At 71.5% G+C, this 19,189-nt stretch carries 17 protein-coding genes; 8 read left to right on the top strand and 9 right to left on the bottom strand.

Translation table 11 applies throughout. From position 1 onward, the window contains the following. Positions 1 to 59: 59 nt before the first annotated feature. The 3 genes from FHX78_RS02805 to FHX78_RS02795 form a co-directional block, all read right to left on the bottom strand. Positions 60 to 1,151 (bottom strand): NAD(P)-dependent alcohol dehydrogenase, encoded by a 1,092-nt coding sequence (locus FHX78_RS02805; protein WP_145865874.1) that lies wholly within the window; start codon positions 1,149 to 1,151, stop codon positions 60 to 62. Beyond that, on the bottom strand, positions 1,148 to 1,657 hold the full coding sequence (locus tag FHX78_RS02800) for a DUF4334 domain-containing protein (RefSeq protein WP_145865873.1): 510 nt from the start codon (positions 1,655 to 1,657) through the stop codon (positions 1,148 to 1,150). The genes FHX78_RS02805 and FHX78_RS02800 overlap by 4 nt, the downstream gene beginning before the upstream one ends. Positions 1,658 to 1,734: 77 nt before the next feature. After that, entirely contained in the window at positions 1,735 to 2,469 is a 735-nt protein-coding gene (locus tag FHX78_RS02795; RefSeq protein WP_145865872.1) for a TetR/AcrR family transcriptional regulator, read from the bottom strand. A 353-nt stretch (positions 2,470 to 2,822) separates the two neighbouring features. Here FHX78_RS02795 and FHX78_RS02790 point away from each other — a divergent pair, with 353 nt between their 5' ends. Further along, positions 2,823 to 4,655 (top strand): AMP-dependent synthetase/ligase, encoded by a 1,833-nt coding sequence (locus tag FHX78_RS02790; protein WP_145865871.1) that lies wholly within the window; start codon positions 2,823 to 2,825, stop codon positions 4,653 to 4,655. A gap of 146 nt (positions 4,656 to 4,801) precedes the next feature. Next, entirely contained in the window at positions 4,802 to 5,428 is a 627-nt protein-coding gene (locus FHX78_RS02785; RefSeq protein WP_145865870.1) for a TetR/AcrR family transcriptional regulator, read from the top strand. Between the two features lie 54 nt (positions 5,429 to 5,482). Here the strand turns inward: FHX78_RS02785 and FHX78_RS02780 are convergent, their stop codons facing one another. The 4 genes from FHX78_RS02780 to FHX78_RS02765 all read right to left on the bottom strand — a co-directional run bounded on the left by FHX78_RS02780 (position 5,483) and on the right by FHX78_RS02765 (position 10,287). Then, positions 5,483 to 6,988, bottom strand: a complete 1,506-nt coding sequence (locus FHX78_RS02780) for an aldehyde dehydrogenase family protein (RefSeq protein ID WP_145865869.1) — start codon at positions 6,986 to 6,988, stop codon at positions 5,483 to 5,485. After that, a complete protein-coding gene (locus tag FHX78_RS02775) occupies positions 6,985 to 7,926 on the bottom strand; it encodes an oxygenase MpaB family protein (protein WP_145865868.1) in 942 nt (313 codons plus the stop codon). Before FHX78_RS02775 ends, FHX78_RS02780 begins: the two co-directional genes overlap by 4 nt. A 564-nt stretch (positions 7,927 to 8,490) precedes the next feature. Beyond that, positions 8,491 to 9,711: a metallophosphoesterase gene (locus tag FHX78_RS02770; protein WP_145865867.1), complete on the bottom strand. Its 1,221-nt coding sequence runs from the start codon at positions 9,709 to 9,711 to the stop codon at positions 8,491 to 8,493. 108 nt (positions 9,712 to 9,819) lie between these two features. Next, positions 9,820 to 10,287 carry a MarR family winged helix-turn-helix transcriptional regulator gene (locus tag FHX78_RS02765; protein WP_145865866.1) on the bottom strand — a complete coding sequence of 156 codons (468 nt, stop codon included), beginning with the start codon at positions 10,285 to 10,287 and terminating at the stop codon, positions 9,820 to 9,822. 130 nt (positions 10,288 to 10,417) lie between these two features. Here FHX78_RS02765 and FHX78_RS02760 point away from each other — a divergent pair, with 130 nt between their 5' ends. The 4 genes from FHX78_RS02760 (at position 10,418) to FHX78_RS02745 (ending at position 12,841) form a co-directional block, all read left to right on the top strand. After that, positions 10,418 to 10,726, top strand: coding sequence for a GNAT family N-acetyltransferase (locus FHX78_RS02760; RefSeq protein ID WP_145865865.1), 309 nt, complete (start codon positions 10,418 to 10,420; stop codon positions 10,724 to 10,726). 31 nt (positions 10,727 to 10,757) lie between these two features. Then, positions 10,758 to 11,168 (top strand): (4Fe-4S)-binding protein, encoded by a 411-nt coding sequence (locus FHX78_RS02755; RefSeq protein WP_145865864.1) that lies wholly within the window; start codon positions 10,758 to 10,760, stop codon positions 11,166 to 11,168. Between the two features lie 151 nt (positions 11,169 to 11,319). Then, a complete protein-coding gene (locus FHX78_RS02750; protein ID WP_145865863.1) occupies positions 11,320 to 11,658 on the top strand; it encodes a GNAT family N-acetyltransferase in 339 nt (112 codons plus the stop codon). Between the two features lie 523 nt (positions 11,659 to 12,181). Next, positions 12,182 to 12,841 carry a hydrolase gene (locus FHX78_RS02745; RefSeq protein ID WP_145865862.1) on the top strand — a complete coding sequence of 220 codons (660 nt, stop codon included), beginning with the start codon at positions 12,182 to 12,184 and terminating at the stop codon, positions 12,839 to 12,841. 138 nt (positions 12,842 to 12,979) lie between these two features. On the opposite strand, the gene FHX78_RS02740 is transcribed toward FHX78_RS02745, so the two are convergent. Then, positions 12,980 to 14,446, bottom strand: a complete 1,467-nt coding sequence (locus FHX78_RS02740; protein WP_145865861.1) for a non-reducing end alpha-L-arabinofuranosidase family hydrolase — start codon at positions 14,444 to 14,446, stop codon at positions 12,980 to 12,982. A gap of 637 nt (positions 14,447 to 15,083) precedes the next feature. Here FHX78_RS02740 and FHX78_RS02735 point away from each other — a divergent pair. Together FHX78_RS02735 and FHX78_RS02730 are read left to right on the top strand one after the other, a co-directional pair. Beyond that, on the top strand, positions 15,084 to 16,514 hold the full coding sequence (locus FHX78_RS02735; RefSeq protein WP_145865860.1) for an endo-1,4-beta-xylanase: 1,431 nt from the start codon (positions 15,084 to 15,086) through the stop codon (positions 16,512 to 16,514). A gap of 153 nt (positions 16,515 to 16,667) precedes the next feature. Further along, positions 16,668 to 17,156, top strand: coding sequence for a GNAT family N-acetyltransferase (locus tag FHX78_RS02730; RefSeq protein WP_145865859.1), 489 nt, complete (start codon positions 16,668 to 16,670; stop codon positions 17,154 to 17,156). Positions 17,157 to 17,356: 200 nt separating this feature from the next. Here FHX78_RS02730 and FHX78_RS02720 read toward each other — a convergent pair whose 3' ends face one another. After that, positions 17,357 to 18,988, bottom strand: coding sequence for an endo-1,4-beta-xylanase (locus FHX78_RS02720; RefSeq protein ID WP_229923929.1), 1,632 nt, complete (start codon positions 18,986 to 18,988; stop codon positions 17,357 to 17,359). Between the last annotated feature and the right edge of the window lie 201 nt (positions 18,989 to 19,189).

Below are 19,189 nucleotides of genomic sequence, written 5' to 3'. Positions count from 1 at the left end.
ACCCGCGCGGGCCCCTGACTTCCGCGGCGCACCGCCGTTCCCGGTGCCGGAGCGGACGGTCAGGGGAAGGTGAGGACCGGCTTGACGACGCCGCCGTCCGCCATGGCCGCCACGGCCGCGCCGATGTCCTCGAACGGGAACGTGGTGACCAGCCGGTCGAGCGGGAAGAGCCCACGCCCGTACAGGCCGATCAGCTCGGGCAGGAACCGGCCGGGAACGGAGTCCCCCTCGATCACCCCGTGGACGCGGACCCCCTTGGCGAGCAGGCCCATCACGTCGAACGTCACCTCGCCCCCCAGTCCCAGGAGGGCGAGGTCACCGCGCGGGCGCAGCGCGCCGACACCTCGGCGGGCCATCTCCGGACGGCCGGTGGTCTCGACGACATGGTGCGCACCACCGCCGGTGAGGTCGCGCAGCGCCGCCACCAGGCCGTCCCCGGGCGGCAGGGCCGCCCGAGCGCCGAGTGCGGTGGCCAGGGCACGGCGGGAGCCGACCGGGTCGACGGCCACCACCGGGTCGCAGCCCACGGCCACCGCCGCCATCAGCGCGCTCAGCCCGACCCCGCCCGCGCCCAGGACGACCAGCGAGGAGCCCGGTACGGGGCGCAGGCGGTTGAGCACGGTGCCCGCGCCCGTCTGACCGCTGCAGCCCAACGGGGCGGCGACCGCGGCCGGCAGGTCCGGGGGCACCTTGACCACACCGCGCTCATGGACGACGGCGTGCGTGGCGAAGCTGGACTGGCCGAAGAAGCCGGCGTGGAGGGGCCCGCCGTCGAGGGACAGGGGAGTGGTGCCGTCGGCGCGGCCACCGGAGAAGTTGAGGGCCTGCGCGGAGCGGCAGTACGCCGGGTGGCCCGCCGCGCACTGCTCGCAGACGCCGCAACTGGCGAAGGTGAGGCAGACGGGGTCGCCCGGAGCGACACCGGTCACCTCCGCGCCCACCGCCTCCACCCTCCCGGCGCCCTCGTGGCCGAAGACCATCGGGGTGAGCCGCCGCGGCCAGGTGTCCCGCATCCCCAGGTCGGTGTGACAGACGCCGACCGCGGTCATCCGCACCAGCACCTCGTACGGCCGCGGCTCCTCGATGCCGGCGTCCCGGACGGTGAACGGGGCGCCCGGCGCCTCGGTGACCGCGGCGCGGACGTGCCTCACGAGTCCTCTCCGCCGCGCGGGCCGCCGTGCGGGGACCCGGGGACGCGCTCGAGGAAGAAGTAGAAGAAGGGCCCCTCTGCGGGGACCCCCTTGACGTTCATGATGCCCATCAGCGTGGTGTCGTCCACCTGCTTGAAGTGGTCGAGGACCGGCTGGCCGTCATAGACCATGGTGGCCGTCGACTCGCCGCGGAACTCGACGGTCCACAGACTGGCCTCGCCCTTGCCGAGCTCCCGGTCGGAGTACAGCTCGCCCTGCGCGTCACGGCAGATCAACGGCTTGGCGTCGTGCACGGCGGTGAACGTCTTGCCGTACCAACCGGCCTTCTCCAGCGTGCCGTTGAGCGGATGACCGGTGCGGAACTCGCCGCCCTTCCACTCGCCGAGGATGTCCTCCGGCCGGACGGTGGCCAACGCGGCCCAGATCTCGTCGAGTTCGTGAGGGTCGACCGGGCCGTCCTCCTCCTTCAGCTCCTGGAACCGGGCGCGGGCCTGCGGCACGTCCATGGGGGTCTCCTCTCGTCGGTGCCGACACCGTGGAAGTGGAACGTCGGGGTGGTGCGGAAGCGCGGCGCCCCGTCCCGTCACCGGGAGGCGCGCGGAGCGGAACCCCCGGGCGCGGAGGTGCGCACCGGGGAGGGCGACCGGTGGGAGACGAGCCGCGGGAACGGCGGAGGGTCACCGGTGACCGCGCCGGGGTGGCCCACGGTGCCGAGGCTCAGCAGCACGTGGCGTTCGGCGACCTCCTCCGCGGTGAGCGGGCCGTCCTCACGGAACCAGTTGGCGACCCCCTGGCACATGACGAGCACCGAACGCACCGCGTCGGCCGGGATCGGCGTGGTGAAGACGCCCTGGGCGCGGCCCGCCTCGACCGTGTCGAGCAGCATGTGTTCCAGGTAGTCGCGCAGGGCGACGTACCGCGCCCGGTTCTGGGGCTCCAGGCTGCGTATCTCCGTGTCGAGAAAGGCCAGTTGGCGCCGGTGGGCCATGTAGAGCACGATCGACTCGACCATTCCGCAGAACCGTGCCAGCGGCTCGTCCCCGGTCTCCCCGGCCGCGGCCCGGCAGCGGTCCAGGACGTCCTTGATGGACGTCTCCAGGAGCGTGGCCAGCAGCGCCTGCTTGTTCTCGTAGTGGTAGTACAGCGCGGGCACGGTGACGCCGACCCGGCCCGCGATGTCCCGGACCGAAGTGCCGTGGTAGCCGTGCTCGTTGAAGGCCGCCATGGCGTGCATCAGGATCGGGTGCAGGTCGAGCGGCCCGTAGGAGCGCCAGTGCTCCGCCGGTGGTGTGGTGTCCTGGCTCGGCGCGGTGTTCAACGACTCTCCTCGGGGCGGGCGACGATCGGCGACACCGTACGGCCGTGAGCACGGCGGACCTCCTTCGAGCCGCTTAGCGATCGTTCAGGAAACCCGGCGTCCGGTGTCCGCTCCGATGTCACTTTCCCGGTCCCGGCCCACAAAAACAAGTGCCGCACGGGGAGTTGACCCCCCGGCGTGGCACTCCTACGTTTTAGCGAACGCTCAGTAAGCCCCCGTTGGGGGGCGGCGGGACCGCCTCGTGCCGAGCAGAGGAACCCATGAGCCGGCACCCCCCACCGACCCTCCCGACGCGGTGCGCGCGCACCGCCCGGTCTCCCCGACGTTCTCCTCCGCCCCGCAAGGAGGCCCCGATGACACCGGCACCCCCGACCACGGGTGACCTGCCCGACGACCCGGCCGACCGGACCCTGCCGCAGCTGCTGGCCCGCAACGCACACGACCACCCCCGGCTCCCCGGCCTCTCCTGGCAGCCGCCGGACCGGGACGGCGACTGGACGACGCTCAGCTGGGCGGAGATCCACGAGCACACCCGGAGCCTCGCCGCCGGTTACCGGGCCCTCGGTGTCGGACGCGGCGACCACGTCCTGCTGATGATGTCCAACCGGCCCGAACACTGGCTGTCCGACCTGGCGCTGGTCCGTCTCGGCGCCGTCCCGGTCAGCGTCTACGGCACCGCGGCCCGCGAGCAGATCACCCACATCGCCCGCAACTGCCGGGCCCGCCTCGCCGTCGTCGAGGTGGCGGCCCAGGTGGCGGTGTGGGAGCCGCTGCTGTCCGACGCCGACACCCCGCTGGAGCGGCTGGTGGTGGCCGAGGAGGGCGCGCCGGGCGGCCACCTCCCGTACGCCGCCCTGCTCGGCGAGCCGGTCCCGGAGCAGTTCGGCAAGGAACTGGACACCGCCCGCCCCGACGACCCGCTGACCGTCGTTTACACCTCCGGCACCACCGGCGAGCCCAAGGGCGTCGTCCTCACCCACCGCGCGGTGATGTCCAACGCCCTGGCCCTGGACGCCGTGGTGGAGCTGCCCCCGCACGTCGAGCACATCTGCTACCTGCCCTTCGCCCACATCGCCGAGCGGATGCTGGGCATCTACCTGCCCTGCCACCGCGCCTCGCACGTGTACCTCTGCGCCGACCCGACGCGCGTCGGCGAGACGGTGCGCACGGTGCGCCCCGCGCAGTTCTTCGGGGTGCCGAGGATCTGGGAGAAGCTGTCCGCCGCCGTGCGGGCCGTCCTGTCGCTGATGCCGGCCGAGCAACGGGCGGTCATCGACGCGGCGTCCGAGGTCGCCCGCGAGCACGTCGGGTACCGCGAGCGGGGCGGCACGCCGCCCGCGGAACTGGAGGAGCGCTACGCCCGCGCCCGTAAGGACGTGCTGCTGCCCCTCCTGGCCGCGGGCGGCCTGGACCGGGTGACCTGGGCGGCCAGCGCGTCCGCGCCGATGCCGGTCGACGTGGTGCGGTTCTGGGCCGGTTTCGGCATCGTCGTCATGGACGCGTGGGGACTGACCGAGACCACCGGCGTGGCCACCAGCAACAGCCCGAGGACCGGCTTCCGGCTGGGATCGGTGGGACGCCCCGTGGAGTCCGTGGAGATCCGGGCCGCCGAGGACGGCGAGATCCTGGTGCGCGGCTCGTCCGTCTTCTCCGGCTATCTCCAGCCGGACGGCTCGGTACGGTCCGCCCTGGACGCCGACGGCTGGCTGGCCACCGGTGACATCGGCCGGATCGACGAGGACGGCTACCTCTGGCTCACCGACCGGAAGAAGGAGATGATCATCACCTCCACCGGCAAGAACGTCTCGCCGGCCCTGGTGGAGAACGCGCTCAAGGCACACCCGCTGATCGGCCAGGCGATGGTGCACGGCGACAACCGCTCCTACCTGGTCGCGCTGCTGGTGCTCGACGCGGAGGCCGCCCCGGCCTGGGCCGCGGCCCACGGCGTCGAGACGGACGGGGGACCGGCCGGGCTGGCCCGGCACCCCGCCGTCCGGGCGGAGGTGGACCGCGCGGTGGCCGCCGCCAACACCCGGCTCAACCGCACCGAGCAGGTCAAGCGGTACGCGCTGCTGTCCGAGGAGTGGGGCCCGGCGACCGGCGAGCTGACGCCGTCGCTGAAGATGCGGCGCCGGGTGATACGGGACAAGTACGCCGACGCACTGTCCCGGCTCTACCAGGACTGACCCGGCCGCCCGGACCGCTCCCGTGCCCCGCCCCACCCGCGCCCCACCACGTGCCGCAGGGTCCCGGCCGGGTGGCGAGCGACAATGAGATGTCGGATGTCTCAGGGCCTCCCGGGGAGTGGTGCGCCGGTATCGTGAACGGCACCATGAGAACTGACACGAACGACGCGTGGCTCGCCCGGGTCCTCGCCCGGCCGGAGCCGGAGGATCCCGTGGCGCGGCGGATCCTCGACGCGGCACTGGAGCAGTTCACCCTGCTGGGCCTGCGCCGCTCCTCCGTGGACGACGTCGCCAAACGGGCCGGCGTCTCCCGGGTCACCGTCTACCGGCGCTTCCAGACCAAGGACAAACTGGTCGAGGACACGCTGCTGCGCGAACTCGCCCGGTTCTTCGAGCAGTTGGACGCGGTGGTCGCGCCGCTGCCGACCATGAGGGAGCGGGTCGTCGAGGGCTTCGTGGTCGCCCTGCGCCACACCCGCGCCCATCCGCTCTTCGGCGGACTGCTGCGCCTCGAACCCGAGGTGGTGCTGCCCTACCTGACCGTGCAGGGCAGCCCCTCGCTCTTCGCCACCGTCGACTACCTGACGGCCCATCTGCGCCGCGCGCAACAGGTCGAGGGCCGGCCCGACGAGGACCCGCGTCCGGTCGCCGAGCTGATGGTGCGCGTCGCCGTGTCCTTCCTGCTCAACCCCGCCGGCTGCATCGAGATGGAGGACGAGGACCAGGCCCGGGCCTTCGCCCGCCGCTACCTGGCCCCGCTGCTGGACGCCTGATCGGCCGGACCGTCCACGCGAACGGTCCGGCCGGGCGCGCCCCGGGCGCCCGGCTCAGCGGCGCCGGTGCAGGGCCCGGGCCAGCCGCACGGCGCGCTCCCGCGTGGCGGCCGGAACCCCGAACGAGGTCAGCGCGACCGGCGGGGAGAACCGCTGCACCGTCACCGACTGCACGGAGGTGAAGGCCCGCAGCCCCTCCTCGCCGTGGATCCGCCCGAAACCGGAGTCCTGCGAACCGCCGAACGGCAGCGCCGGCACCGCCGCGAAGCCCAGCACCGAGTTCACCGACACCGCCCCCGCGCGCAGGCGCGCCGCGATCGCCGCACCGGCGCGCCCGCCCCGGCAGAACACCGCGGCCCCCAGGGCGTAACGCGAGGCGTTGGCCCGCTCCACCGCCTCGTCCACGTCGGCCACCGGGTTGATCGCGACGACGGGCCCGAAGGTCTCCTCCGCCATCGCCGCCGCGTCCTCCGGTACGCCGGTCAGCACGACCGGAGCGACGTACGGAGGGCGGACCGACCCGGGCCCGCCCAGCAGGGCCCGCCCGCCCGCCGCGACCGCACCGGTGACATGCCGCTCGACGACCGCGACCTGGTCCGGCAGCGTCATCGGACCGTAGGACGCGTCCGCCTCCGCACCCGGGCGCAACGACTCCGCCCGCTCGACCACGCGTGCGCACAGCTCCTCGTGGATCTCCCGCACCGCGTAGACGCGCTCCACCCCCGCGCAGGTCTGCCCCGCGTTGCTCAGCGCGCCCCACGCGATCGCGTCGGCGGCCGCGTCCAGGTCCGCGTCCGCGGTGACGATCACCGCGTCCTTCCCGCCGCATTCGGCGAGGAACGGCGTCAGCGTCCCCGCGCACACCGCCATCACCTTGCGGGCGGTCCCCGGCGAACCGGTGAACGCCAGCTTGTCGACCCCGGACCGGGCCAGGGCGTCCCCGGTGGGCGCCGCGCCGGTGACGGTGGTGAGCAGCCCGGCGTGCCCGGGGACGGCGGCGTCGAAGAGCTCGGCCAGCAGGACCCCGGTGCCCGGGGTCAGCTCGGACGGCTTGAAGACCACGCCGTTCCCCGCGGCCAGGGCGTAACCGATGGAGCCCATCGGGGTGTAGAGGGGGTAGTTCCAGGGGCCGATCACACCGACCACCCCCAGCGGCCGGTGCACCAGCGAGGCCCGCTGGTGGGCGGTGAACAGCCCCGTGCCCACCCTCCGCCGGCGCAGCACGCGCCAGGCGTGGCGGGCGGCCCAGCCCAGGTGCTCCAGCGTGAGCACGACCTCCATCGCGGCGTCACCGGCCGGCTTGCCGGTCTCCTCGGCGATGGTGCGGGCCACGGCGTCCAGCTCGGTGGCGAGGGCCTTCTTCCAGCCCAGCAGCAGGGCACGGCGCCGGGACGCGGGCAGCGCCGCCCAGCCGGCCTGGGCGGCCCGGGCCCGGGCCACGGCACGGGAGACCTCCTCCGGTCCGTGCACCGGGTGTTCGGCGAGCGGCTCGCCGGTCGCGGGGGAGTACGTGGTGAAGGTCGTGGCGTGGGGTGCGGCGGCCGGGACGGTGCCGGTCATGGGCTCTCCTGACGGGGATGTCGGGGGGCGGACGGCCGCGCCGGAACGGAGTCCCCTTCCGGCGGTGTCTCGCCCGGGAGCGGGGTCGGCGGGCGGGAGTGCGCCCAGTGCGGACCCAGGTCGTCCAGGGTCCAGCCGAAGGGGTAGGTGCGCGCCCTGGGCCTGCGCGGGAACCGCTCCGGCCGTCCGGGCAGCAGGCGGATCAGCGCGGCCCTGGTCCGGAACGCGCGGTGCGCGGCGGCCCGCAGCGGGCGCGGCTGCGGGCGGAAACCGAGCGCCTCCAGCAGCGGTTCGTCCAGGACGGCGAGCAGGATCCGGGTCACCGGCCGCCGGACCGCGGCCGGATACCAGGACGCCATGACCCGCAGGGTGGCCGCGGCGACCCTGCGGTTGGCGGGGTCGTAGGCGAACATCTCCCGCTCGTAGTCGTCGTGCAGCCGCTCGAACGCGGCGTAGGTGTCCGGCACACCGGAGATGCCCATCATCTCGCCCATCCGCCGCCCCACCAGCGCCAGACTTTCGGTCTCCTGCGCGGACAGGCGCCGCCAGCCGAACCGGTCGATCCACCGCTTCGGCCCCACCACCGTGGTGGCCAGCACGTAGAGGAAGTCCTCGTTGGGGATCCGGTAACGGCCGTGTATGCGGTTCAGGTGCCGGGCGGCCGCCCGGCCGTGCTCCGAGTCCATTCCCTCGCGCACCATCTCGTACGTGATCAGCACCGTGTCGTCGTACCGCTTCTGACCGGCGCGTTCGAACTCCTGGGTGCGGTCCAGGAGCCGGGAGATGCGCGGGACGCCGAAGTCGCGCAGGAACGCGGTCGACGTCCCGTGGAGGTAGTCGCGGGGGAACTCGTAGTGGGTGATCCAACGGTAGATCTGCTCGAAGTCCCGCTGCGGATCCAGCTGCTGGATGCGGTGGAGCCGGCTGTAGCGGCCCATGGGTGGTCCCTCCTGTCGGAATCGCGGCCACCGGCCTCCCGGCCGCATCGCGCGCCGCGAGACCGACGCGCACGACGTCGGAGCCCGGACAGACCCGCGGAGTGCTGACGGACCCTCACATCGGCAGGACACCGCCCCCGGCGAGCCGGCCGACGCGGCCGGTCCTCGAAGGCGGCCCCATGGCACTCCCTGTGAGTCGAAGATACTGAAATTATTGAGTTGTTTCACGGACCGTCAATACTCCGGACACGACGGAGGTGAGAGACACCTTGCGGGCCGCCTCCCGCCGGATCGGCCGCCCACCTCCACGTCGGGGCCGGTGAGCAGCGAACCGTGGCGCGCGAGCGGCCGAGTACGAGCCGTCCCGGCCGGCCGCGCACAGAGAACCTGTGAGGATGCGCAGCAGGCTCACCACAGGAGCGGCCGACGAAGGCGAGGACGTGTCGGCCTCGCGCTCGTAGCGGCGGTGGAGCCGTCGGCCGCCCGCCGGGCAGGACACGGTTCGACCGACCGACCGACCGACCGACCGGCGAAGCGAGGCGAGTGGTGTCGGCCCGCCCGGTTCTACGGAGAGGTGGGCAGGTCGGGGGAGCGGAGGACGAGCAGGGTGATCTCGCTGGGCGCGAAGACGCGGAACGGCGGGCCCCAGAAGCCGGTGCCGCGGCTGGTGTAGAGGAGGGTGCGGGGACCGTGGTGGCTGAGTCCGGCGAGGGCGGGCTGGTCGAGGCGGACCAGGTGGTGGAAGGGCCAGATCTGGCCGCCGTGGGTGTGCCCGGAGAGCTGGAGGTCGATGCCGGCTGCCGCCGCCCGGTCGATGAACTTGGGCTGGTGGGCCAGGAGCAGGACGGGCAGGTCGGGGTCGGCGCCGTCCAGGGCTCCGGCGAGGTGGGCGCGGTGGCCCGCCAGGCCGGAGGACTCGGCGGTGACGTCGTCCACGCCCGCGACCACGAGGGTGTCGCCTCCGCGTTCCAGCAGCAGATGGCGGTTGCGCAGCGGCTTCCAGCCCAGCTCGTCCATCAGGTCGACCCAGCCCTGGGCCTCGCTGTAGTACTCGTGGTTGCCGGTGACGTACACGCGGGCACGGGTGGCCCGCACGGTACCGAGCGGGACGGCCTGGGCGCGGCGGCGTTCGGCCGTGCCGTCCGCGATGTCGCCGGTGTGGCAGACCAGGTCGGCTTCCAGGGTGTTCACCGTCTCGCACACCCGTGCCGACCAGCGGGCGCGGTCGAGTGGGCCGTAGTGGGTGTCGGTGATGAGGACGACGCGGAGGCCGTCCAGCCCGGCGCCCAGGCGCGGGAGTCGCACGTCGAGTCGGCGCACGCGGGGCACGCGTCGGGCCTCGGTGTACCCCCAGGCGAGCAGTACGGCGGTCACGCCGAGGACGGCCCAGGTGACGATGCGGGCCCGGTCCTGACCCTCGCCGACGCCGGCCACGGTCAGCGCGAGCCGCAGCAGGACGCCGAACACGACGGACCAGGTGAACAGGACCCAGCCGGCGCCCAGCAGGGTGTCACCGATGATCGCCGCCCGGTCCTGCTGGCGCCGGCCGTGGCCGCGCGCCATCGCGAGCGGCATCCCGACGAGGCCGAGGGCGAACAGGGCGGTGCCGACCAGTGCGACGGGCAGCGGCCAGTGCTGGCCGCTGTGCAGGAGCACCCAGCAGGGCACGGCCCACAGCAGGACGGGAGCGATCAGGGGGACGTAGCGCATCAGGCGGTGCAGCCGGCTCTGCCGCGGCGCTCGCGCCCCATCCTCGGCGGGCCGGGCGTTGCTGGTGTCGGTCACGCTTCCCCTCCCTGACCGGACTGCCGTCCGGCGCACTGTATCCGGTCGCCCTCGGGCCGGCCGCCCCGGCGTTCGGGCCCGGCCCCCTGGGAAGCCCCCCCCGCCCGGTCAGTCCGGCTGCTTCTCCATGTGGTCCAGGACGCGCTTGCTGAGCCGGGCGAGTGTGCTGAGCTGGTTCGGGGTCAGGGCATCGATGAAGAGGCGGCGGACGTGCTCGACGTGCTGGGGTGCGGCCTCTTGGATCGCCCGGTAACCGGCCGGGGTGGCGACGATGAATGCTCCGCGTCCGTCGTCGGGGCATTCCTCCCTGGCCACGAGCCCGCGTTTCGCCATCCGCGTGACCTGATGGGACATGCGGCTCTTTTCCCACTCCACGAGTTTGGCCAGGTCCAGGAAGCGCATCCGCCCGTCGCCCCGCTCGGTGAGGCTGACGAGCACGATGTAGTCGGCGGCGGACATTCCGGAGTCGGCCTGCAGATGGCGGGACAACCGTCCGATGAGTTGCTCCTGCATGCGGATGAAGTTGTCCCAGGCGGCCTTCTCTTCGTGGTCGAGCCAGCGCGGCGGAGCGTCCATGAGGGCAGTCTAACGAGATTGTTGACACCTCATCCACTCGGTTGATGCATCAACATGATGGGGCTAGGCTGCTGTCCCGGTCGCGGGATTCCGTCGAGTCGAGCGGGACCGGACCCCACGAGGAGGACACATGACGGTCGAAGTGAGCCACGTGCCCGAGGCGAAGCGCTACGAGGCCCGTGTCGACGGAGCGTCCAAGGTGGCGGGCGTCGCGGAATACATCCGTACGACGGAGCTCGTCGCGTTCGTGCACACCGAGGTCGAGACGGAGTACGAGGGTTTGGGTGTCGGGTCCGCGCTGGTCCGCACCGCCCTCGACGAGGCACGCGCCGCGAACCTGCGGGTGCTGGCCACCTGCCCCTTCTTCGCGGGCTGGATCGGCCGGCACCCCGAGTACCAGGACCTGCTGTACCAGTCCCGCAGCAGGGTCAGTGACTGACGAGCCGGGCACGGCGGCGAGGGAGGCGGGCATGAGCGGCGCATCCGACCGGAAGGCGTACCGCACGGAGTCGATCACGGTGACCTTCGAGGCCGGGCGCTGCCTCCATGCCGCCGCATGCGTCCACGGCCTGCCCGAGGTGTTCGACACGACGAGACGACCGTGGATCCAGCCGGACAGGGCCGCGGCCGATCGTCTGGCGGAAGTGGTGCGGCGCTGTCCCTCGGGCGCGCTCCAGTACGAACGCGCGGACGGCGGGACGGAAGCCGCTGACGGGCCCACCACGATCACCCGCGGCTCCACCGGGCAGCTGACCGTGCGCGGCGAGCTGCGTGTGGACACGCCGCACGGCCCGCGCGCCGAGACCAGGGTCGTGCTGTGCGGCTGCGGACAGAGCCGCCTCCAGCCGTACTGCGACCACGCGGGGCCCTGCGGCCGGTGACACCCTCGCCCCCGTCGAGGCGGGGCGGGAGCACGCGCCTGGCGCGGGTGCCCGCCCCTTGACGAGGTGGCGGGGGCGCCGGGGGTGTGCCGGTCCGGGCACCTGAGCGGCGAGCGACCGGTCCGCTGACCTCCCTTGCGAAGGGCACACCATGAGCGAGCCCTCCGGCGCCACGGTCGTCGAGCGTGCGGACGCCGGTCGCCGGTACGAGATCCTGGTCGACGGCCAACGCGCAGGACTGACCGCCTACCGCGACCGGGGCGTGCGACGGGTCTTCTTCCACACGGAGATCGACGAGGCTTTCGCCGGCCAAGGGCTGGCCTCGCGACTGGTCCGGCAGGCGCTGGCCGACGTGCGCGCGTCCGGAATGCGGATCGTCGCGGTCTGCCCCTACGTCGCCCAGTCCCTCCAGCGCGACGACGAGTTCGCGGACATCACGGACCCGGTGACGCCTGATGTCCTGCGGTGGCTGAAGACACGGCTCGGCTGACTCGCCCGGCCGTTCCTCCCACTCCTGCTCCTGGCAGAGACCACCCCAGGCTCGCCCACGTCACTCACTTCGCCCACTTCTGAAGCCGGCCTGCCCGGACGCCGCCCGGCACCGTACGCCGGGCCGACGGAGACGATCGCCCACCGCGACCAGTCGCGCGTGCGTCGGGACGGCCTGGTCGCGCCGGCTCGGCGCGGGTGGTCAACTGCCGCGTGCAGCAACGGTGTTGGATTACTCATCTAGTTGACACGTCAATCGTCGATGCTAATGTAGATGACACGTCATCAACTTGTTCGGACGGCCCCGTCACCGAGTCCGCGGACGGTCTTCATGCGGGGGGTGTGGGGGATGCGGGGGCCGAGCCCGTTCGTGACGCGATGTCAGCCGACGCGGCGTGATGACCGGCCGAACCGACCTGAGGGGCGACCGCGCGAACGCGTACGGCCGCTGCCCGGCATCGCCGTCGACGGCGTCCGTCCGAGCGCTCCGCACACGCGGATACACAGACCCGGAGAGGGATCCCATGAGCAACGAGACGAAGTCCGGACTGCAGGCGCTGCTGACGCCCGAGGAGAGCGTCGTCGTCCTGATCGACCACCAGCCGTTCCAGTTCGCCAACCTGCACAGCCACGAACCCACGGTGATCGTGAACAACGCGGTCGGTCTGGCCAAGGCCGCCAAGCTGTTCGACGTGCCGACCGTCCTGACGACCGTGCTGGAGGAGCGCGGCGGCTACCTCATCAAGGGGCTCCAGGACGTGTTCCCGGAGCAGAAGCCGATCGACCGCACGTGGGTCAACACCTGGCAGGACGAGCGCGTCGTCGACGCCGTCAAGGCGACCGGCCGCAAGAAGCTGATCATCGCCGGCCTCTGGACGGAGGTCTGTGTCGCGATGCCGGCGATACAGGCGGCGGGTGAGGGCTTCGAGGTCTTCGTCGTCACCGACGCCTCGGGCGGTGCCTCGGCGGAATCCCATGACATGGCCGTGCGGCGCATGGTCCAGGCGGGTGTGGTGCCGATCACCTGGCTGGCCGTGGTGAGCGAGTGGCAGCGCGACTACGCGCGGGAGGAGACCCTCCCGGGCCTGACCGAGCTTCTGCTCCAGCACGGGGGCGCCACCGGCGTCGCCTACGGCTGGGAGACGCAGCTGCTCGCCGCGGGACGCGCCGGAAGCGACGCCTGACACGGCTGAGGAGCAGGCGCCCGTCGGTATCGGTACCGCCCGTCGCTGACCGGCCACCGCGCGGACAACGGCCGGGCCCGCCTCGCCCACGAGCACGGCGTGGCGGGCCCGGCCTTCCGCCGGGCCCGCGTCCCGCCGTCAGCGTCGCAGGGTCAGCAGACCCGGACGGTAGGGCAGGAGGCCGTAGTCACCGCCGGAGTTGGGGCTGCGTCCCTGGTAGAGCAACTGCAGATTGCAGGGATCGACGGTCATGGTCTGATCGGCGCTGGTGCGGATCAGTTCGCCGTGGCTGATGTCGTTGGTCCACGTGGCGCCGCTGTTGGCCTTGCCGGCGAAGGGATTGCTCTCGGTCGCGGCCTGGGGCGTCCAGGAGCCGTTCAGGCTCGTGGCCGTGAACGAGCGGAAGTACCGGCCCTGCGAGCCGATCGCCTCGACGATCATGAGGTACTTGTTCTGGCCCTGCAGCTTGTAGACCTGCGGGGCTTCGAACAGGTTGTTCGTCGTATCGCTCATGACCACCGTCGAGGTCGAGCCGAAGCTGCCCGGGAAGTTCCCGATCGGCATGGAGGCCCGGTAGATCTTGCCGTTGTCGCCGGCGAAGAACAGGTACATGTTCGTGCCGTCACCGATGAGGGTCTGGTCGATGGGACCCGTTTTGGAGTCGGAGATGCTTCCGGAGAAGAGCACCTGCTCGGACGACCAGCCGTTCGGGTTGGTGGGGTCGCTCGACGTCCGGTAGGAGAACGCGGTCCGGCCCCACTGGTAGGCGAGCACCCAGATGTTCTTGGGCGCGAAGTAGAAGAGCGTGGGTGCGACGGTCGAGTTGGACATCGTGTTCTGGCCGGCCGAGGCCATCTCCGACCAGTTGGTGAACAGGCCGAAGTTCATCGAACCCCACCGCGTCCCCGTGTCGTGCGTGGTGGCGTAGACGAGTTGCCTGCCGTTGTAGGGGGCGACGGTGAAGTCCTTGAGCGAGACCCACCCCTGCTTGGGCTGCGCCAGCGCGCCCGTCGACGTCCAGCGGTAGGCCGACGGGAGATCACACGAGCCGGGGGTGTCGGCGCCGGCCTTGACGAGCTGCCACTGCTGGTTGGTGCCGCCCCAGTCGTCGTACTGCACGACGTTCGCGTTGTCGGCGGTGGAACCGCCCTGTACTTCGAGGGCCTTGTTGCTGTGGCGCGAGACGAGCCGCACGTAGCCGTCCGAGCTGTCGGCCAGCCGCCACTGCTGGTTGGTGGCGTTCAGGTCGGTCCACTGGACGATCGAGCCGCCGTTCGCGGTGGACCAGTTGTGGACGTCCAGCACCTTGCCCGAATGGCGGGACTTGACGCGGTAGTAGCCGTCTCCGGAGTCGACGAACTGCCACTGCTGCTGGCTCTGGTCGTTCCTGGTCCACTGGGTGACGCGGGCGCCGTCGTCGGTCGCCAGGTTGTAGACGTCCAGGGCCTTGCCGCTGTTGCGGTTGACCAGCACGTACGAGGCGTTGGGGTCGACGGTCGCGGCCTCGGCGGGCTGGGCACCGAGGAAGGTGGCCAGCAGCAGCAAGGGCGCGAGGACGCCGAGTAAGCGTCTGGGGCGGACCGGGGACGGGTGACGAAGCCACATCGGAGGGCCTCCTTGGGGGCGGGGTGGGGTGCCGCGCCGAAGAACCGCGGAGCGGCAACCGCGCCGGGGCAGGGATGCGAAAGTTTCGAACCGATCTCGGATCTGTGACGCCACAAGCTAGGAAGGCGGCGCCCTCCGGTCAAGGCCTGTCGTCGAACTGTCCGCAAACAGATCCTCCCCGCAGGGCAGACCTCCAGGTGGTTCGGCGATGGTGGCTCGCCGACTCAGGGTCTCGTTCACCTCGACGCAGCATCGAAACTTGCGAGACGGCAGCGGAAACTTTTTCTGCCGCGAGGGTTGACGAGTCCTCATCAACTCTCAATCATCTGTCTGGTAACCCGACCGCAGACCGAGATGTCGAACAACGCGGGTCCTGGACAGACTTGCGCCGCACTGCAGAGCCGTGCACGGCTGCCCGGCGGATCCGCGCGCCGAAGCGCCGGCGTCACACCGTTTCTCGTCCCGGCTCCCGGACGGGCCGCGATGCAGTACCCGCGTGCCGTGCCGGAAGACCGCTGCCGCCCGGCGTACGCCACTCGGCGGCCGGCCGGGCTCGTCCGTGCCGGTCGAGATTCGTCCGGATCCCCATGACCGCGGTGTCCGGTGATCCCGTCATCCCTACCTTGGAGGCACAGCCATGGGCTCATACGCCCTTCCCAGACCCGTCGTCCGGCGGAAGATCCGCGTTCTGCTGCTGGCGGTGGTCGCCGGCGTCCTGGGTATGGTCGCGGCCCTGGTCGCGCCGCCGCCCGCTCAGGCCGCCGAGAGCACGCTCGGCGCCGCGGCGGCGCAGAGCGGCCGCTACTTCGGCGTCGCCATCGCCGCGAACAGGCTGAGCGACTCGACGTACGCGACGATCGCGGCCCGTGAGTTCAACTCGGTGACGGCCGAGAACGAGATGAAGATCGACGCCACCCAGCCGCAGCGGGGCCAGTTCAACTTCACCGCCGCCGACCGCGTCTACAACTGGGCGGTGCAGAACGGCAAGGAGGTGCGCGGCCACACCCTGGCCTGGCACTCCCAGCAGCCCGGCTGGATGCAGAGCCTCAGCGGCAACGCGCTGCGCCAGGCGATGATCGACCACATCAACGGCGTGATGAGCCACTACAAGGGCAAGATCGCGCAGTGGGACGTCGTGAACGAGGCCTTCGCCGACGGAAGTTCGGGAGCCCGGCGCGACTCCAACCTGCAGCGCACCGGCAACGACTGGATCGAGGTCGCCTTCCGCACCGCGCGCGCCGCCGACCCGTCCGCCAAGCTCTGCTACAACGACTACAACGTCGAGAACTGGACCTGGGCCAAGACCCAGGCCATGTACAACATGGTCCGGGACTTCAAGCAGCGCGGTGTGCCGATCGACTGCGTCGGCTTCCAGTCGCACTTCAACAGCGGCAGCCCCTACAACAGCAACTTCCGCACCACCCTGCAGAACTTCGCCGCCCTCGGCGTCGACGTGGCCGTCACCGAACTCGACATCCAGGGTGCCTCGCCCACGACCTACGCCAACGTGGTCAACGACTGCCTGGCCGTCTCGCGCTGCCTCGGCGTCACCGTCTGGGGTGTCCGGGACAGCGACTCCTGGCGAGCGGGGGACACGCCGCTGCTGTTCAACAACGACGGCAGCAAGAAGCCCGCCTACACCGCTGTCCTCAACGCACTCAACGGCGGCTCCACGACGCCGCCCGGGGACGGCCAAACGATCAAGGGCGTCGCTTCGGGCCGCTGCCTGGACGTGCCCAGCAGCAGCACCACCGACGGCACCCAGGTCCAGCTGTGGGACTGCCACGACGGCACCAACCAGCAGTGGACGTACACCGACGCCGGTGAGCTCCGGGTCTACGGCGACAAGTGCCTGGACGCCGCCGGCACCGGCAACGGTGCCAAGGTCCAGATCTACAGCTGCTGGGGCGGCGACAACCAGAAGTGGCGCCTCAACTCCGACGGATCCGTCGTCGGCGTCCAGTCCGGCCTCTGCCTCGACGCCGTCGGCAGCGGCACCGCCAACGGCACGCTGATCCAGCTCTACTCCTGCTCGAACGGCAACAACCAGCGCTGGACCCGCGCCTGACCTCGCCCGTACCAGGACATCACCGATGATCGCGAGGGCCGCCGCCACGGTGGCGGTCCTCGCGAAGCCGAGCGGCCCACGGGAGCGGTGCGGGGATCCCGCCCGAGCAGTGACCCGCCGCATGTCGGCATGCCCCTGTGCGAGACTTGACCGATGAGTCCACGCACTTCCCCGGCCGGCGGGCCGATCAGGATACGGAGGGCCGAGGCGCGGGATGCCAAACGGCTCACGCGGCTCGTGCGTGGCTCGGGCGCCTACGCGGGCAAGTACGCAGCCGCAGTCGCGGGCTACCGGGTCGGTCCCGATTACATCGAGGCCCACCGCACCTTCGTGGCCGTCGACGCCGACGAGCACGGAGGCCGGGTCCTCGGGTTCTACGCGCTCGTCCTCGCTCCACCGGAACTCGACCTGCTGTTCGTCGCCGACGAGGCGCAGGGACGGGGCATCGGACGGCTGCTCGTCGCCCACATGCGGTCCGAGGCCCGTGCCGCCGGGCTCGACCGTGTCAAGGTCGTGTCGCATCGTCCGGCCGAGGGCTTCTACCACCGCGCGGGTGCGGTGCGGACCGGGACCGCGCTCGCGAACCCGCCCGCCGTGCCGTGGGACCGTCCCGAATTCGAGTTCCGCATTCCCCCGGCATGACGCGGTGCGCCGGTTAAGAAGGTCACACCGAGGTCCGGCGCACGGTGCGCGGCACGCACGGACTCCCCGGCGTCGACCGTGCCCCAGCCGAGCGGGCTCCCGTCGGGGCCCTGCCATTCCCCGCCGATGGCCGGCAGCCAGAACCGAGGGCGCTCACCTCGATCCCGCTTCGTCCAAGGGTCCTGGTGTACGGCGCGTGCCTACCGGCGGTCGTCCCCTGCGTCGTCTTCGTACTGGTCGTCCAGGACGTCACGCAGTGCCCAGTAGGCGGGCTTCGCCTCGTACGTCGCGTCCCAGGGAAGAGCGTTTCCCGGACTCGGCGGATAGTGCCGCAGGTCAGCCGTGGAGCCGTACTTGTCGGTGAAACCCCAGGTCGAGAACGAGGTGCAGTTGGGTTCTTCGCCGCAGACCGCGAGTTTCCCCGCCAACTGGCGGGCCTGGATGTCCTCTTCGTCCTCGTCGACGAGGACGTCCGCCTCCGAGACCCGGGCCTTCAGGCCGAGTCCGGCCAAAGCCCTGACCTTGCGTCGGAAGACCTCGGGGTCGGTACGGTCGCTGACGGCGTAGTCGTGGTTCTGGAAACCGACGCCATCGATCGGAACGCCCCGCTCCTTCAACCGGACCAGCAGCGCGTAGAGGGCGTCCCAGCGTGGACCGTCCTCCTCCACCCCGTACTCGTTGAGGTACAGCACCGCGTGCGGGTCGGCCTCGCGGGCAGCATGGAAGGCGATGTCGATGTACTCCTCACCCATCGCTTCGAACCACAACTGCGGCCGCACGCCCCGGTTGCCGTTGAAGTAGTCCTCGTCCTCGTCGGACATGGGCTCGTTCACCACGTCCCATTCCGCCACCTTCCCCCGGAAATGGCCCGCTACCGCGCGTATGTGCTCCACCATGACGCGCCTGCGCTGCTCGTCCGTCATCTCGGCGCGCATCCATGCGGGCAGGGCTTCGAACCAGACGAGGGTGTGGGCGTGCACCTTCATGCTGTTGGCCTCGGCGAAGTCCACCAAGGTATCGCCTTCCGCGAACGCGAACACGCCGCGTCGAGGCTGGACGAACTGCGGCTTGAAGTCGTTCTCCGGCGTAAGCATGGAGAACTCCTCACCCGCCGTCCGGCGGTAGGCGCTGTCGGTCAGCAAGGGGCCCGCGGCCAGGGCGGTTCCCATATGGATCGGGCGTGGGAGATCCGCCGCCAGATCACGCATCGCATCGCTGGACCGGGGCACTCGCAGGCCGGGCGCGTCCACGACGGACATCCGGCCCCGTCCCAGTGACCGCGCGTGGAGATCGCTGAGGGTCCAGCCCTTCCCGCGGGCTCCGGCGTCCGCGCCGAACCAGATGCGGCCACTGCCGAAGACGTCCCGCGCGGGAACGGTTCCCACGACCCTGCCGTCGGCCTCCAGTACAAGCCTGTTCGCGCGGACTTCGACGGCGAGGCGGACTTCGAGCCCCAGGCCGCTCCCGAAGGTCCGGGTCGTCGCAGGTCTGTCGGAGTCCCCGTCCCAGCGGTCGATCCGGAGCCTCCCGCCGACCACGCCGATGCGCACGCCGCGCCGTTCGTAGCGCCATTCGTCGTAGATGACCGGCGTCTCACCGTACAGATGCAGGTAGGCATCCGTGTCATCCGTGCGCCGCAGGCCGGCTTCGATCCGGATATCCCCTCGGAACACCAGGTGGGGACCGCGCAGGTTCACCGGTGGGTTCGGCTGTCCGCCGGTACCGTCCTGGCGTGTGATGCGCCGGTCGAGGGGTGTGACCCGTACCCCTGTGCGTGTGGGCTTCCCGCCGGCGAAGTGAGCCCAGTCCCTGCCGTTCAGGAGGTCCTCCACAGGTCCCCCCGCGGGCGCGGAGGTGCCGGCACGGTCCCCCGAGACACCAGCGGCCAAGGCACACACAACCGCGATGACAGCGCTCTTTCGAAACCGCATGAACAGCAGCACTCCGTATTCTCTGCCCGTCTGTCGACGGCATCGCCGCCCTCAGCCACACCGTCGCCGAGCACCGTCGTCCCCCGCCGCGGCAAGAACGGT

Source organism: Streptomyces capillispiralis (assembly GCF_007829875.1).
Lineage (GTDB): Bacteria > Actinomycetota > Actinomycetes > Streptomycetales > Streptomycetaceae > Streptomyces > Streptomyces capillispiralis.
The sequence above is the reverse complement of the archived record's forward strand: the minus strand, read 5'-3'. Positions and strand labels throughout refer to the sequence as shown.

What these genes read in the sequence shown, in the direction of transcription:
- FHX78_RS02800 (WP_145865873.1), bottom strand. Translation starts at nt 1,657, where the DNA reads ATGGACGTGCCGCAGGCCCGCGCCCGGTTCCAGGAGCTGAAGGAGGAG.
- FHX78_RS02790 (WP_145865871.1), top strand. Translation starts at nt 2,823, where the DNA reads ATGACACCGGCACCCCCGACCACGGGTGACCTGCCCGACGACCCGGCC.
- FHX78_RS02785 (WP_145865870.1), top strand. Translation starts at nt 4,802, where the DNA reads ATGAGAACTGACACGAACGACGCGTGGCTCGCCCGGGTCCTCGCCCGG.
- FHX78_RS02780 (WP_145865869.1), bottom strand. Translation starts at nt 6,988, where the DNA reads ATGACCGGCACCGTCCCGGCCGCCGCACCCCACGCCACGACCTTCACC.
- FHX78_RS02775 (WP_145865868.1), bottom strand. Translation starts at nt 7,926, where the DNA reads ATGGGCCGCTACAGCCGGCTCCACCGCATCCAGCAGCTGGATCCGCAG.
- FHX78_RS02765 (WP_145865866.1), bottom strand. Translation starts at nt 10,287, where the DNA reads ATGGACGCTCCGCCGCGCTGGCTCGACCACGAAGAGAAGGCCGCCTGG.
- FHX78_RS02760 (WP_145865865.1), top strand. Translation starts at nt 10,418, where the DNA reads ATGACGGTCGAAGTGAGCCACGTGCCCGAGGCGAAGCGCTACGAGGCC.
- FHX78_RS02755 (WP_145865864.1), top strand. Translation starts at nt 10,758, where the DNA reads ATGAGCGGCGCATCCGACCGGAAGGCGTACCGCACGGAGTCGATCACG.
- FHX78_RS02750 (WP_145865863.1), top strand. Translation starts at nt 11,320, where the DNA reads ATGAGCGAGCCCTCCGGCGCCACGGTCGTCGAGCGTGCGGACGCCGGT.
- FHX78_RS02745 (WP_145865862.1), top strand. Translation starts at nt 12,182, where the DNA reads ATGAGCAACGAGACGAAGTCCGGACTGCAGGCGCTGCTGACGCCCGAG.
- FHX78_RS02740 (WP_145865861.1), bottom strand. Translation starts at nt 14,446, where the DNA reads ATGTGGCTTCGTCACCCGTCCCCGGTCCGCCCCAGACGCTTACTCGGC.
- FHX78_RS02735 (WP_145865860.1), top strand. Translation starts at nt 15,084, where the DNA reads ATGGGCTCATACGCCCTTCCCAGACCCGTCGTCCGGCGGAAGATCCGC.
- FHX78_RS02730 (WP_145865859.1), top strand. Translation starts at nt 16,668, where the DNA reads ATGAGTCCACGCACTTCCCCGGCCGGCGGGCCGATCAGGATACGGAGG.